This window comes from Streptomyces sp. NPDC033221 (assembly GCF_055577005.1).
Genome location: NZ_JBVIQN010000009.1, coordinates 92931 through 107074, shown reverse-complemented (window position 1 = coordinate 107074; position 14144 = coordinate 92931). Strand labels below are relative to the sequence as shown.

Annotated in this window: 12 protein-coding genes and 1 pseudogene; 4 read left to right on the top strand and 9 right to left on the bottom strand. The window is 72.5% G+C overall.

The features are described 5' to 3' along the window. Window positions 1-162: 162 nt before the first annotated feature. A complete protein-coding gene (locus ACZ53K_RS14390; protein ID WP_468835503.1) occupies window positions 163-909 on the top strand; it encodes an SDR family NAD(P)-dependent oxidoreductase in 747 nt (248 codons plus the stop codon). Window positions 910-957: 48 nt separating this feature from the next. Here the strand turns inward: ACZ53K_RS14390 and ACZ53K_RS14385 are convergent, their stop codons facing one another. Then, window positions 958-1629: a FadR/GntR family transcriptional regulator gene (locus ACZ53K_RS14385; RefSeq protein ID WP_468835920.1), complete on the bottom strand. Its 672-nt coding sequence runs from the start codon at window positions 1627-1629 to the stop codon at window positions 958-960. Between the two features lie 259 nt (window positions 1630-1888). On the opposite strand from ACZ53K_RS14385, the gene ACZ53K_RS14380 reads away from it, so the two are divergent. Then, on the top strand, window positions 1889-2590 hold the full coding sequence (locus ACZ53K_RS14380; protein ID WP_468835501.1) for a hypothetical protein: 702 nt from the start codon (window positions 1889-1891) through the stop codon (window positions 2588-2590). A 320-nt stretch (window positions 2591-2910) separates the two neighbouring features. Here the strand turns inward: ACZ53K_RS14380 and ACZ53K_RS14375 are convergent, their stop codons facing one another. Next, entirely contained in the window at window positions 2911-3429 is a 519-nt protein-coding gene (locus tag ACZ53K_RS14375) for a transposase (RefSeq protein ID WP_468835498.1), read from the bottom strand. Here ACZ53K_RS14375 and ACZ53K_RS14370 point away from each other — a divergent pair. Next, a pseudogene (locus tag ACZ53K_RS14370) lies at window positions 3414-3971 on the top strand (transposase); the annotation flags it as partial. The gene ACZ53K_RS14375 and the pseudogene ACZ53K_RS14370 overlap by 16 nt on opposite strands. Window positions 3972-4009: 38 nt before the next feature. Here the strand turns inward: ACZ53K_RS14370 and ACZ53K_RS14365 are convergent. The 4 genes from ACZ53K_RS14365 to ACZ53K_RS14350 form a co-directional block, all read right to left on the bottom strand. Further along, the gene (locus ACZ53K_RS14365; RefSeq protein ID WP_468835496.1) at window positions 4010-5353 is read right to left on the bottom strand and encodes an amidohydrolase; all 1344 of its coding nucleotides are present in this window, start codon (window positions 5351-5353) and stop codon (window positions 4010-4012) included. Next, window positions 5350-6105 (bottom strand): nucleoside phosphorylase, encoded by a 756-nt coding sequence (locus ACZ53K_RS14360; protein WP_468835492.1) that lies wholly within the window; start codon window positions 6103-6105, stop codon window positions 5350-5352. The genes ACZ53K_RS14365 and ACZ53K_RS14360 overlap by 4 nt, the downstream gene beginning before the upstream one ends. A 130-nt stretch (window positions 6106-6235) precedes the next feature. Next, window positions 6236-7573, bottom strand: coding sequence for an acireductone synthase (mtnC, locus tag ACZ53K_RS14355; RefSeq protein WP_468835918.1), 1338 nt, complete (start codon window positions 7571-7573; stop codon window positions 6236-6238). Between the two features lie 26 nt (window positions 7574-7599). Next, the gene (locus ACZ53K_RS14350) at window positions 7600-8196 is read right to left on the bottom strand and encodes a 1,2-dihydroxy-3-keto-5-methylthiopentene dioxygenase (RefSeq protein WP_468835490.1); all 597 of its coding nucleotides are present in this window, start codon (window positions 8194-8196) and stop codon (window positions 7600-7602) included. 241 nt (window positions 8197-8437) lie between these two features. Here ACZ53K_RS14350 and ACZ53K_RS14345 point away from each other — a divergent pair, with 241 nt between their 5' ends. After that, on the top strand, window positions 8438-9934 hold the full coding sequence (locus tag ACZ53K_RS14345) for a GMC family oxidoreductase (RefSeq protein WP_468835487.1): 1497 nt from the start codon (window positions 8438-8440) through the stop codon (window positions 9932-9934). Between the two features lie 69 nt (window positions 9935-10003). Here the strand turns inward: ACZ53K_RS14345 and ACZ53K_RS14340 are convergent, their stop codons facing one another. From ACZ53K_RS14340 to ACZ53K_RS14330, 3 genes are read right to left on the bottom strand one after another with little or no spacing between them, the layout of a single operon-like run. Further along, on the bottom strand, window positions 10004-11614 hold the full coding sequence (locus ACZ53K_RS14340) for a glycerol-3-phosphate dehydrogenase/oxidase (protein WP_468835484.1): 1611 nt from the start codon (window positions 11612-11614) through the stop codon (window positions 10004-10006). Between the two features lie 2 nt (window positions 11615-11616). Continuing rightward, on the bottom strand, window positions 11617-13158 hold the full coding sequence (gene glpK / locus ACZ53K_RS14335; RefSeq protein WP_468835481.1) for a glycerol kinase GlpK: 1542 nt from the start codon (window positions 13156-13158) through the stop codon (window positions 11617-11619). Between the two features lie 40 nt (window positions 13159-13198). After that, on the bottom strand, window positions 13199-13987 hold the full coding sequence (locus ACZ53K_RS14330) for an MIP/aquaporin family protein (RefSeq protein WP_468835479.1): 789 nt from the start codon (window positions 13985-13987) through the stop codon (window positions 13199-13201). Window positions 13988-14144: the final 157 nt, after the last annotated feature.

The window sequence follows — 14144 nt, the reverse complement described above, 5'->3', positions numbered from 1 at the left end:
AGCGGGCCGCCCCGGCCTGTGCGGCCCTGATGCGCCGTCCGGATTCCGCCAGCCATGACGTCCGCCGCGCACGAGTATCGAGTCAGGTCGCCGAGGGCGACAGATCACACCATCTCGGTACATCACGCGACAAGCGCAGCGAACATGCATGGAGGGGCGGACATGACGACCGCACAGCTCGACGGCAAGGTGGCACTGGTGACCGGCGGCAGCCGGGGGATCGGGGAGGCCGTCGCGGTGCGGCTCGCCGAGGACGGGGCCGATGTGGCCCTCACGTACGTCAGTGCGCAGGAGCGGGCCGGACAGGTGGTCAAACGGATCGAGGCGCTGGGCCGCCGGGCCTGGGCGGTCCGGGCGGACGGTGCGGACGCGGCGGCCGTGCGGGCGTCCGTGGACGGCGCCGTGGAACGGCTCGGGCGGCTGGACATCCTCGTCAACAACGCGGGGGCCGGAGTGCTCGGGCCGATCGGGGAGATCACCGAGGAGGACGTGGACCGCGTGCTGGCCGTCAACGTCCGCGCGCCGTTCCTGGCCGCGCAGGCCGCCGCCGGACACCTGACCGACGGCGGGCGCATCATCACCATCGGCAGCTGCATGGCCGAGCGCGTCGCCTTCCCCGGCGGCTCGCTGTACGCGACGAGCAAAGCCGCGCTCACCGGCCTGACCAAGGCCCTCGCCAGGGAACTGGGACCGCGCGGCATCACCGCCAACCTCGTGCACCCCGGCCCGGTCGACACCGACATGAACCCGGCCGACGGCGAGAGCGCGCCGATGCAGGTACAGCTGACGGCGCTGGGTCACTACGGGAAGCCGTCGGACATCGCGGCGACCGTGGCGCACCTGGCGGGGGAGAGTGGCCGGTACATCACCGGCGCGTCGATCGCGGTGGACGGAGGGTTCGCCGTCTGACCGGGGCGGGGGAGGGGCGGTCCCGGCGGTTCCGGGGGCCGTCCTTCCTCACAGCGTCGAGCGCAGCCACTGCTCCACGCTGGCGATGTGCACCGTCGCCCAGGACCGCGCCGCCTCCGCGTCCCGGTCGCGGAGGGCGCCGAGGATCGCCCGGTGCTCGGTGAGGGTGCGGCTCACCGCGTCCTTCTGTGTCAGCCCCCGCCAGACCCGGGCCCGGGTCGTCGGCCCCGACAGGCCGTCGAGCAGCGAGCAGAGCACCGAGTTGCCGGCGGTGGCCACGATCCGGCGGTGGAACTCCAGGTCGCAGGCGACCAGGTCCGACACCGGCGGATGCGGGCCGAGGGCGTTCAACTGCCGTTCCAGGGCGTTCAGTTCGGCCGGGGTGATACGCCCGGCCGCCATCGCGGTGGCGGCCGGCTCCAGTATCCGGCGGACGGCCAGGAACTCCAGGACCGTGTCGTCGCGGTGGAAGTCCACCACGAAGCTCAGCGCTTCGAGGAGGAGCTGCGGGGCGAGGCTGGTGACGTAGGTGCCGTCACCCTGCCGTACGTCCAGGATGCGGATCAGCGACAGGGCCCGTACCGCCTCGCGCAGCGAGTTGCGGGACAGGCCCAGGTCCGCCGCGAGTTCGCTCTCCTTGGGCAGCCGGTCACCCGGCCGCAGCGCACCGGAGACGATCATCGCCTTGATCTTATCTATGGCCTCGTCCGTGACCGCCATGTCCGCAGCCTCCCGCTCGCACCCGCCGCCGGACGCCCGCAGACATCCGATGTCTGCGGTCATTATGGCCACGGAAGCACACCCTCGGGAGGCTCGCCCGGCGAAGCCCGTGCCGGGTGAACTCCCGGGCCGCCCACGGAAAACGCGTCCCGCGGCCCGGGAGTTCGCCGCCGTACTCAAGCGGTGAGAAGCTGTGCCATGTCTCTTCGGGCCGTGACAGCGCGTTACTGGTGCGCGTCCAGCCGGGCATACTGCCAGCATGCAGACAGGCCAAGCGGATGAGGAGCCCAGTCCAGCCGACACCACCGCACCGGAAAGCGTTGTTGGTGCGCGTCGGCAGGAGGGGGCTGAGGACGAGCGGGAGCGGTTTGCCGACAGCCGCGAAACCGCCGCGGACGAGCGGGAGCGGTTGGCCGACAGCCGCGAAACCGCCGCGGACGAGCGGGAGCGGTTGGCCGACAAGCGGGAAGCTGTCGCAGACGTATGGGATGAGAAGCTCACCGCGCGAGAAGGCCGGGCCGATAGGCGGGCCCGTTCGGTGGGAGACGCTGTCCCCAGCAGCCGGCAGCGCTCGTATGAGGCGATCGACCGCGCCCGCGCTCTGGTGGAAGCCAGCAAGGGCCGACTGGATCGCAGAAAAGCGGCCCTGGACCGCGAGGACGCGCACGACGATCGAGAACAGGGCACCATCGACCGCGAGACTGCCAGCTCTCAGTCACGACAGGCCAGCGAGGGGCGAGTGCCGCGGGAGGTCCTGGAGGCCAGGGTGCGCTGCTTGCAGGAGCGGCTCGTCGAGGTGGCGTCCGCGCTGGGCGCCGCTCAGGAGGAACTGGCCGCGGAATACGAGCGGCTCGCCGTGGAGGAGCCGCAGCAGGCGGCGGAGTACTCCCATCGCGCCGAGCGAGCCCATCGGTCGGCGGCCGGCCTGCGCACCACCGAGCCGGACGGAAGCCAGTCCTGATGCACGACCATCAGGACCTGAAGACTGCTGCCGAGGTGGCAGCACAACGCCGGGCTGCTGGCACCAGCAGCGAGTAGCTGGCGAAGGGCCTGGCCAATCCGCCCCGGCCCTGTTCCTCATGGCGGGCCGGGGACTGCTGCGCAGCGGAGCTCAGTGTCGAAGCCGGACGGGTGGCAGGGGTGAGGCAGATGGTGCGGGTTTGGGCAGGGCCCGAATCCGAATGGACTTCGGCCGGGCCTTCGCGGCCGCCCGCTCGACGGGGTGAGGTGTTGTCCGGGGAGGTCGTGACGGTCGGGTGAGGCGGCGGGCCATGAGGGTGATCAGGGTCCAGGTGAGGTGAGCCTCGCTGTGGGAGATGTGCCGTTCGCAGTCGCGCACATTTCTGCGGGCCCGCATGATCCACGAGATCGCCCGCTCGACTCGCCATCGTTTCGCCAGGACGGCGAAGCCGTCCTGTTCCTTGCGGCGGGGACGGTGTGGAGGGTGATGCCGAGAAATGCGGAGGACCAGCGAATGAGGTCGCCGCCGTAGGCTGAGTCCGCCCAGGCGGCCGTCACTTCGGGGTGGGTGAGCCGGAGCCGGAAGAGTTGGTCGCGGGCCGGCTGGTCGTCTCGGTTGGTGGCGGGGGTGACCATGATCTGCAGCGGCATGCCGCGCATGTCGGCGGCCAGGTGCCGCTTGCGTCCGTTGATTTTCTTCCCGGCATCGAAGCCGCGGGTGGCCGCCCCCACCATCTCGGCTCCTTTGACGGATTGGGAGTCCAGGATCACCGCGACGGTGCGGGAGTTGAGACCGTCGCGGAGGCGGACGCGCTGGTGCAGTTCGGCCCGCGCAGCCATCGGCCGGCATGATCGACGCACAGAGCATCAAGACCTCCACCAGCGTCCCCGCCCGCGGGCAGGGCGCCGACCCGGGCAAGAAGATCGTCGGCCGCAAGCGCAGCATCGTCACGGACACCCTCGGCCTGCTGCTGGCGGTCCTGGTCACCGCCGCGAACGTTTAGGACTCGGTTGCCGGCACCCGCCTGCTCGACCGGGTCGCCGCCGCCCACCCCACCTAGCGCAAGGTCTGGGTCGACGGCGGCTACCGCAGACATCCCGTCGAGCGCGCCGCCACCCTGGGCATCGATATGGAGATCGTCGAGCGCGTCCCCGGCGCCCGCGGCTTCACCCCGATACCGAACCGCTGGGCGGTCGAGCGGACCTACGGCTGGCTGATGCTGCACCGCCGCCTGGCCCGGGACTACGAGACCCACCCGGCCCGCTCCGAAGCCATGATCCACCTCGCCATGACCGACCTCATGGCCCGCCGCCTCACCGGCGAGAACACCATCTCCTGGCGCGACCCGGCATCACCGGATCAAAGCCGCATAACGGGATGAAACAACAGGATGAAACGACCTCTTGGGCGGACAGGCCGTCAGACGGCCCGGACGAGAGCCTCCGCGTCGGCGGTCACGGCCGCCTCGTCCAGCGTCGTCAGCCGCCGGCCGCGCATCAGCACCCGGCCGTCGACGACCGTGTCCCGTACGTCGGCGGCCCGCGCCGAGTACGCCAGCGTCGACCACGGGTCGTGCCGGGGCGCCAGATGCGCACCGCCGAGGTCGAGCACCGCCAGGTCCGCGCGCTTGCCCACCTCCAGCGAGCCGAGCTGCCCGCCCAGCCCCAGGGCCCGCGCGCCCTCGATCGTCGCCATCCGCACGGCCTGCTCGGCGCCGACCGCCGTGGGGTCGCCGCCCGCCTTGTGCACCAGCGCCGCCAAGCCCAGCGCGCTCATCATGTCCAGCGAGTTGGAGCTGACCGCGCCGTCCGTGCCGAGCCCGACCCGGACGCCCTGCCGCAGCAGCTCCGGCACCCGGGCGATGCCGCAGCCCAGCTTGAGGTTGGAGACCGGGCAGTGCGCGACGCCCGTACCGGTCGCGGCCAGCGCGGCGATCTCGGTTCCGGTCAGCTCGACCGCGTGTGCGAGCAGCGTGTCCGGGCCCAGCAGGCCCAGCGACTCCAGCAGTTCGACGGGCCGTTTGCCGTACCGCTCGGTCACCATCGCCACCTCGGCGGCGTTCTCCGCGGCATGCAGGTGCAGCAGCGCGCCGTGCTCCCTGGCCAGCGCCGCGATGTCCGTCAGCTGCCCGGCGTCCAGGGTGTAGGCGCTGTGCGCGAAGAGCACCGGGCGGGTGCCGGGGGCGGGGCGGTGGCGATCGAGGTGCCGGCGCGCCCACGCCATCCGGTCCCCGTACGGCATCCGGTCGGGCGGTCCGGGTACGTCCATGAACGTCGGCCCGGACAGCAGCCGCCAGCCCGCGTCCCGCGCCGCCCGCTCGGCCGCCTCGTGGAACCAGTACATGTCCAGGGCGGTGGTCACGCCGCCCCGCACGCTCTCGGCGGCGGCCAGCCGCAGGCCCGCGGTCACCGCTTCCGGGGACAGCAGCGCGTTCTCCCGCGGCACCACCCGTCCGAGGAAGTCCTGGAGGTCCACGTCGTCGGCGTGGCCGCGCAGCAGCGTCATCGCCAGGTGGGTGTGGGTGTTGATCAGCCCGGGGAGGACCAGGCAGCCGGTGGCGTCGATCTCGTCGGCCGCGCGGTGCGCGGCGCGCAGCTCCGCGGCCGGGCCCACCGCGACGATCTCCCCGTCCCGTACGGCCACCGCGCCGTCGGCCAGGACGGTGCCCGACGCGTCGACGGTGAGCACCGTACCGCCATGTACCAGCAGGTCGGCCTGCGCCGGGGTGTTCCCCGCCGCTCCCGTGTTCCGTCCCGCGCTCACCGGGCCTCCTCCGCCAGCGTCCGCAGGGCCTCCAGCGCGACGACGGAGCCGCGCGCCACGCCCTCCGCGACGGCGTCCCGGTGCGGGTCGTACCCGCCGGTGGCCGCCTCGTCGACCAGTTCGTCCGCGTTCGCCCCGTCGATCACCAGCACCGCGCCGGCGACCAGCCCGCGCAGCCCGGCGGTCACCAGCAGCGCGGACACCTCCATCTCGATCGCCGCCACGCCCGCCGCGGTGTACGCGGCCACCGGCAGCGGCAGCAATCCCGGCTGGAACGCCGCACGGGTCCACACCACCCCGCGGTGGTACGGGGCCCCGGCCCGCGCCGCTGCCCCGGCGAGTGCCAGCACCGCTTCCGGCGCGGCCACGGCCGGGTACTCCGGCGGCACCAGTTGCTGCGTCACCCCGTCGTCCCGTACCGCGGCCTCGGCGATCACCAGGTCGCCGTCGCCGATCCCGGGGCGCATCGCCCCCGCCGTACCGAGGCGGACGAAGGTCCGTACGCCCGCGTCGGCCAGTTCCTGGAACAGCAGCACCGCGCCGGGCCCGCCCACCCCGTGCGAGGCGACGAGCACCGGCAGGCCCTGCCAACTGCCGGTGAAGGTCCGGTACTCGCGGTGGTACGCGATCTCCGTGGCGTCGTCGAGCAGCTCGGCGACGGCGGCCGCACGGGCCGGATCGCCGACCACGACGGCCCGGGGCGGCAGTCCGCCGCGCGGCAGGCGGGCGATGGGGGACAACTCTGGGGGCACGGGTCGGCTCCAGGGGCTGGGCGGGTGGCCCGGAAGACGGGACAACGCGGACGGGACGGCGGTCGCCCTCCAACCTACGGGCCCGGCCTCGCCCGCCCGCACCCGGTCCCGGGCAACGGCCCCGGCCCGTTCACCCCCGTCCCGACGCCAGCTCCAGCTCCAGCAGCCACTGCACGATCTCGGCGTGGTGCCGGGCCTGGAGCAGGTCCGGTCCCCACACGTACAGGCCATGATCCGCCACGACCACGGCGGGCATCCGCGGCTCCCTGGTCTCCTCCAGACGGTCCCCGAGCACGTCCATGTCCTGGCTGTTGGCAATGACCGGCAGCCGTACCGATGTCCCTTCGGCGGGCAGGCCGAGGCCCTTGAGCATCTCCAGGTCCCGGAAGACGATCCCGCCGGGCCTGCGCCGCCCCATCGCCACGGCGGCGACCGTGTGGACGTGGACGACCGCGCCCGCCCCGGTGAGCCGCACCACCCGCGCGTGCAGCCCGGCCTCCGCCGACGGCTTCCCGGCGCCGGCCACCGGGCCCGCCGTACCCGCGACGGCGGCGCCCCGGCCGTCGACCAGCACCACGTCGTCCGCGGTCAGCTCGCCCTTGTCCCGCCCGCTCGCGGTCACCGCCAGCCGCAGCGGCTCGCGCGCCAGCACGACCGACAGGTTCCCGGACGTGCCGCGCATCCAGCCGAACGACGCGAAGCGCGCGGCCTCGGCGGCCAGCCGGGCCCCGGCCCGCCGTATCCCGTCGGTGCCGACGACCGGCGCGTCCGCCGCTGCCGGCCCGCCTCCCGTATGGATCTCCAGCTCCGCGAAGGACGCCACCTCGGGGTGGTCGCCCACCCCACTCTCGTAGTACGGCTCTCCGGGCCGCCGCACCCCGGCCGTGCGCCACCCCGCCGCCCGCGCCGCGTCCAGTTCCCCGGCACGGTCGGACAGGAACAGCACCCGTCCCGGCACACTCCCCAGATCCGCGGCGATCGTCGCGTACGACGCGGCCACCAGCTTGGGCCCGGCGTTCTCCGTGTCATGGAACGTTTTGGCCAGCGGCCGCAGATCGCCCTCCGGGCTGTGCCCGAACCACGCCCGCTGCGCCGCCACCGACCCCGACGAGTACACGTGCAGCCGTACGCCCGCCGCGTGCCACTCCCGCAGCCGCGGCACCACGTCCGGGTAGAAGTGCGAGACCAGTTCCCCGCTCGCGAAACCCTCGGCCCACACGATGCCCTGAAGCGTCTTCAGGGGTGTGGCCTTGCGGTCCTCGTCCAGCCAGGCGCCGAGTGTGCGCTCGATCAGCGCCGTGTCGGCGGCCGGTTCGTCCAGCATCGTCCGTACCTGTTCGACGGCCCGCCGTACCTCCGGTTCCGCGGCCCGCTCGGTCAGCAGCCGCCCGAACCGCTTGCGCGCGTACGGATACAGCTCGCCGACCACGAAGCCGGTCGCGCTGGTGGTGCCCTCGATGTCGAGCACCACATGGTCCACGTCGAAGGTGTGGGTCACGCCGCGCCCCGTCCCGCCCGGCCGGCCGCGAGCGTGTCGAAGCCGGGGAACCGCAGCGCGATGCCGTCCCCGGTGAACGTGCCGATCCAGCCGTCCTCCTCGTGGAAGAAGCGGATGGCGGTGAAGGACGGGCGGGTCCCCATGTCGAACCAGTGGGTGGTGCCCCGCGGCACGCCCAGCAGATCGCCGCGTTCGCACAGCACGGCGTGCACCTCGCCGCCCGCGTGCAGGTAGAACACCCCGGACCCGGCGACGAAGAACCGCACCTCGTCGTCGTCCTCGTGGGTGTGCTCGGCGAGGAACTTCTGCCGCGCCGCCCGCGCTTTCTCCGGCCACCCGGGGTCGTCGCAGGGGTGCAGGGACACCACGTCCACCGTCACGAAGCCCTCCTCGGCGGTCAGCGCGCCGATCTCCGCGCGGTACGCCGCGAGGACGGCGGCGGGCTCCGCGTCCGGCGCCACGTCCGTGCGCACCGGCCACTGCTCGTACCGCACCCCGATCGGCGCCAGCGCCGCGGCGATCTCCGCGGGCTCGGACGTGCGCCGCAGCACGGTCTCCGGGCCGCTCTCCGGCCAGGTGGTCAGCAAGGTCATGGGGATCTCCAAGGTCGGTGACGGGGCTGGAGAAGCGGGGACGCGCACCGGGAGGACCGGCCAGGGCCCCTGCCTGGCGATGCTAGTGCGGCCGTCCAGAGCCGGACCCCGGCGATACGGGCCCCGCCGCGCCCTGTCCGCGACCGACCCGCCCGGTACGTGTGTGATCTCCACCCGGCGGGTACCTCAGGGAGCCGGGAGCGGGAAGACGGAACCGTCGGGAGGCGAGGAGCGCAGGTCCATGGACACCTGGGACGTGATCATCATCGGCGCGGGCTCGGCCGGAGGCGTACTGGCCTCCCGGCTCACCGAGGACCCCGCACGGTCCGTACTGCTGCTGGAGGCCGGACCCGACTACGGCAGCTCGCCCGGCGGCCTGCCCGACGACGTGGCGACCAGCCCCGCCGCCACCCACAGCCACGACTGGGGGTACGCGAGCGAGTCCGGCGCCCTCGGCCGGTCCGTCGCCCTGCCCCGCGGCAAGCTCGTCGGCGGCTCCTCGGCGATCAACTCCGCGATCGCCCTGCGCGGGCACCCGGGGGATTACGACGACTGGGCCGCCCTGGGCAACGACGGCTGGTCGTTCGCGGACTTCCTGCCCAGCCTGCGCCGCGTCGAACACGACCTGGACACCGGGCCGCCCTGGCACGGCACGGACGGCCCGGTCCCCGTACGGCGGTACGGCAGGGACGAGACGAACCGGTGGCAGCGCGCCTTCCACGACGCCTGCACCGCCCTCGGGCACCCGCCCGTCACCGACCACAACGCCCCCGGCGCCCGCGGCGTGGGCCCGGTCCCGGTCAACCGGGTCGGCGGCGTCCGGCAGAGCACCGCCCTCACCTACCTCGCCGGAGCACGCGAGCGCGCCAACCTCACCGTGCGCGGCGGCATCCTCGTCGACCGGGTCGTGGTGCGCGACGGCCGGGCGACGGGCGTGCAGCTCGCCGATCCCGCCCGTACGGTGCTGCCCGCCCGCCGGGTCGTGCTCGCCGCCGGGGCGTACGGCAGCCCGCCGGTCCTGCTGCGCTCCGGCATCGGCCCGGCGGACCAGCTGCGCGACCTCGGCATCCCCGTGACAGCCGACCTGCCCGGCGTGGGGGAGAACCTGCGCGACCACCCCGCCGTCACTCTCGAATACGCCACCGGCGCCCCGCCGCCCGACCCCCGGGACCCGGTGCTGCAAACCTTCCTGACCTGCGGCGTCGGCTGCGAGGACGGCCCGCCCGACCTCCAGGTCTTCCCCTCGGGCCCCGCGGCGGACGAGGACGGGAGCACGGTGCTCACTCTCTGGGTGGCCCTGCTGCGGCCCTCCTCCCACGGCCGCCTGTGGCTGCGCTCCGCCGACCCCCGCGACGCCCCGCGCATCGACGTCGGCTTCCTGCGCGAACCGGAGGACACCCGCCGCATGGTGACGGGCATGCGGCTCGCCCGCGCCCTCGCCCGTACGGCACCCCTGTCCGGCCTCCTGCGCGGCGAACGCGCGCCGGGCCCCGCCGTCACCACCGATGCCCAGCTGACGGAAGCGCTGCGGCGGACCGTCAGCGGCTATCAGCACGCCGCCGGAACCTGCCGGATGGGCCCGGCCGGGGACCCCGGCGCGGTGGTCTCCGCCACCGGCGCCGTACACGGCGTCGAAGCCCTGCACGTCATCGACGCCTCCGTGATGCCGACGCTGCCCGCCGCCAACACCAACCTCACCACCATGGCCCTCGCCGAGCACTGCGTACGCGCCCGCTGAGCCCGGACACGCCGAAGGGCGGCTCCCGGACCGGGAACCGCCCCTCGGACGACAGCAGGTGACGTGGCGTCAGCCGCGCTGCTCCAATATGCCCTTGGTCTTGGTACGGACGTCCTCCGTGTCCAGACCGCGGATGGTCAGCGTGGTGCGGCGGCGCAGCACGTCGTCGACCGTCTCCGCCCACTCGTGGTCACGGGCGTAGACGACCTGGGCCCAGATCTCCGGCGCGTCCGGGTGGATGCGCTCGGCCAGCGCCGGGTCCTCGTTGGCCAGCCGCGCGATGTCGAAGGACAGCGAGCCGTAGTGGGTGGCCAGGTGGCGGGCGGTCTCCGGCGCCATGCGCGGGCCGGGGGCCGAGCCGTCGACCAGCAGCCGGTGGGCGACCGCGTTGGGGTTGGCGATGCCCGGCAGCGGCAGCTTCTTCGGCAGGTGCGAGATCGGCTCCATGTCCTCGGCCAGCGGCTGGCCGGGCAGCGCCGCCAGCTTGTTCATGACCGTACGGCCGATGTGGCGGAACGTGGTCCACTTGCCGCCCGCGACGGAGAGCATGCCGCCGGCGCCCTCGGTGACGACGGTCTCGCGCTTGGCCTTGGAGGTGTCGCCGGGGCCGCCCGGCAGCACCCGCAGGCCCGCGAAGGAGTACGTGATCAGGTCACGGGACAGCTGCTGGTCGCGGACGGAGAAAGCCGCCTCGTCCAGGATCTGCGCGGTGTCCTTCTCGGTGACCCGGACGTCCGCCGGGTCGCCCTCGAACTCCTCGTCGGTCGTACCGAGCAGCAGCATGTCCTCCCAGGGGAGGGCGAAGGTGATGCGGTACTTGTCGATCGGGGTGGCCAGTGCGGCCTTCCAGGGGGAGGTGCGCTTGAGGACCAGGTGCGCGCCCTTGGACAGGCGGATGGAGGGCGCCGCGTTCGGGTTCTCCATCTTGCGCAGGTGGTCGACCCACGGCCCGGTCGCGTTCAGGACCAGGCGCGCGTTGACGCCGAACTCGGTGCCGTCGGTGCCGTCCTTCAGCTCGGCACCGGTGACCCGGCCCTGCGTGAAGCGCAGACCGGTGACCTCGGCGTGGTTCAGGACGGTGGCGCCGGCCTCGACGGCCGCGCGGACCGTCATCAGGGCCATCCGCGCGTCGTTCATCTGGTCGTCGCCGTACACGGCCACGGCCTTGAGGTTGTCCGTACGCAGCTCCGGCACGTCGCGCTGGGCCTTGGACGGGCTGATGACGTGACCGACACCGTCACCGAAGGCGGACAGCGCGGAGTAGGCGAAGACGCCCGCGCCGAGCTTGGCCGCGCCGTGCGGGCCGCCCTTGTAGACCGGCAGGTAGAAGGTCAGCGGGTTGGCGAGGTGGGGGGCCACCTCACGCGAGACCGCACGGCGCTCGAAGTGGTTCTCCGCCACCAGCTTCACCGCTCCGGTCTGCAGGTAGCGCAGACCGCCGTGCAGCAGCTTGGAGGAGGCGGAGGAGGTGGCGCCGGCGAAGTCGCCGGCGTCCACCAGCGCAACCCGCAGCCCCGACTGCGCGGCGTGCCAGGCAGTGGAGATGCCCAGGATGCCGCCGCCGATCACCAGGAGGTCGTACGTCGCCTTGGAAAGCTGCTCCCGAGTCTCGGCGCGGCTCTGGGTCGAACCGTCGGCCGGGTGCGTCCCGAGGGCCGGGACGCTCTGCAGGGTGCTCATGATTACTCCTCGTCCTCGATCCAGCCCATGGTCCGCTCGACGGCCTTGAGCCAGCTCTTGTACTCGCGGTCGCGGGTCTCCGCGTCCATGCGGGGGGTCCACTCGGCGGCCCGGCGCCAGTTGGCGCGCAGCGCGTCGGTGTCCGGCCAGAAGCCGACGGCCAGTCCGGCGGCGTAGGCGGCGCCGAGGCAGGTCGTCTCGGCCACCATCGGGCGCACCACAGGGGCGTCCAGGAAGTCCGAGATGGTCTGCATCAGCAGGTTGTTGGAGGTCATCCCGCCGTCGACCTTCAGCGAGGTCAGGTCGACGCCGGAGTCCTTGGTCATGGCGTCGGTGATCTCGCGGGTCTGCCAGGCGGTGGCCTCGAGGACGGCGCGGGCGATGTGCGCCTTGGTGACGTAGCGGGTCAGGCCCGCGATCACGCCGCGCGCGTCCGAGCGCCAGTAGGGGGCGAACAGGCCGGAGAAGGCCGGGACGAAGTACGCGCCGCCGTTGTCCTCGACGGTGCTGGCCAGCGTCTCGATCTCGGCGGCCGAGTTGATCAGGCCCATCTGGTCGCGCATCCACTGCACCAGCGAACCGGTGACGGCGATCGAGCCCTCCAGGGCGTACACCGGCGGCTCGTCGCCGATGCGGTAGCCGACCGTGGTCAGCAGCCCGTTGTAGGAGTTGACGGGCTCGTCACCGGTGTTCATCAGCATGAAGGTGCCGGTGCCGTACGTGGACTTGGCCTCGCCCTTGTCGTAGCAGGTCTGGCCGAACAGCGCGGCCTGCTGGTCGCCCAGTGCCGAGGCGACCGGCACGCCGGCCAGCGCGCCCGACGCGGCGGTGCCGTACACCTCCGCGGAGGAACGGATCTCCGGCAGCACCGCGGCGGGGATGTCGATGGAGTGCAGGATCTTCTGGTCCCACTCCAGCTTGCGCAGGTTCATCAGCAGCGTGCGCGAGGCGTTGGTGACGTCGGTGACGTGCACGCCGCCCTCGGCGCCGCCGGTCAGGTTCCAGATGACCCAGGAGTCCATGGTGCCGAAGAGGATGTCGCCGGCCTCGGCGCGCTCGCGCAGGCCCTCGACGTTGTCCAGCAGCCAGCGGATCTTCGGGGCGGCGAAGTAGGAGGCCAGCGGCAGGCCGGTCTCGCGGCGGAAGCGGTCCTTGCCGACGTTGCGGCCCAGCTCGCGGCAGAGACCGTCGGTGCGGGTGTCCTGCCAGACGATGGCGTTGTGGACCGGCTCGCCGGTGTTCTTGTCCCACATCAGCGTGGTCTCACGCTGGTTGGTGATGCCGATCGCCTTGACGTCCTTGGCGGTGATGCCGGCCTTCTCGACGGCACCGGCCACGACCTGCTGGACGTTGGCCCAGATCTCCTTGGCGTCGTGCTCGACCCACCCCGGCTTGGGGAAAATCTGTTCGTGCTCCTTCTGGTCGACCGAAACGATCCGGCCGTCCTTGTCGAACACGATGCAGCGGCTGGACGTGGTGCCCTGGTCGATGGCTGCGATGAATGGACCGTGACCGTGCGAGGCGGTGCTGTGGTTGTCGCTCATGGTGTGTGTGCTCCAAAAATCTTCGGTCGGGCGGCGCGGCTCAGGCGAACGCGAGGTTGTAGATACCACCGGCGATCGCGCCGCCGATCAGCGGACCGGCGACCGGGATCCAGGCGTATCCCCAGTCCGATCCGCCCTTGTTCGGCAGCGGAAGCAGCGAGTGGACGATACGCGGGCCGAGGTCGCGAACCGGGTTGATCGCGTAGCCGGTCGGGCCGCCCAGCGACAGACCGATGCCGACGACCACGAAAGCGGTCAGCAGCGCACCGATGACGCCGACGCCCTTGCCGTTGTCACTGAGGCCCTGCGTGAGGATCGCCAGCACGAGCACGATGGTGGCGATGACCTCGGTGGTCAGGTTCTGCACCGCGTTGCGGATCTCGGGTCCGGTGGAGAAGACACCGAGAACCGGGCCGGCCTTGGGGGCCGCCGCCTTGTCGACCATGCCTTCCTGCCCGCTCTGCGCGCCCACGATCTCCGGGTCGCGCAGGTGGGCCTGGAAGTGGCCGTAGTACGCGAGCCACACGAGCACCGCGCCGATCATGGCGCCGAGCAGCTGTGCGGCGAAGTACACCGGTACGTCGCCCCACGGCGTGCCGCCCTTGACGGCCAGGCCCACGGTGACCGCCGGGTTCAGATGGGCGCCGGACTTCGACGCGATGTACGCGCCGGTCAGTACGGCGAAGCCCCAGCCGAACGCGATGGCCACCCAGCCCGCGTCGTAAGCCTTCGAGCGCTTGAGCGTGACGGCGGCGCAGACGCCACCGCCCAGCAGGATCAGAACAGCGGTACCGATGGTCTCGCTGATGAAGATGTCGGAGCTGGACACCCGCGACTCCTTTGTCCTTCGTCCAGGGGAAGGCGGACCCCGGGTCCCTCCGAGGTCCGCGCCCTCCGAGAGGGCGTTGGTCGGCCTCCGGCACTGTCCACCATAACCAATATTGTCGTTTGGTGTTCGACAATGCCGACCGACGAACGGCAGTTTT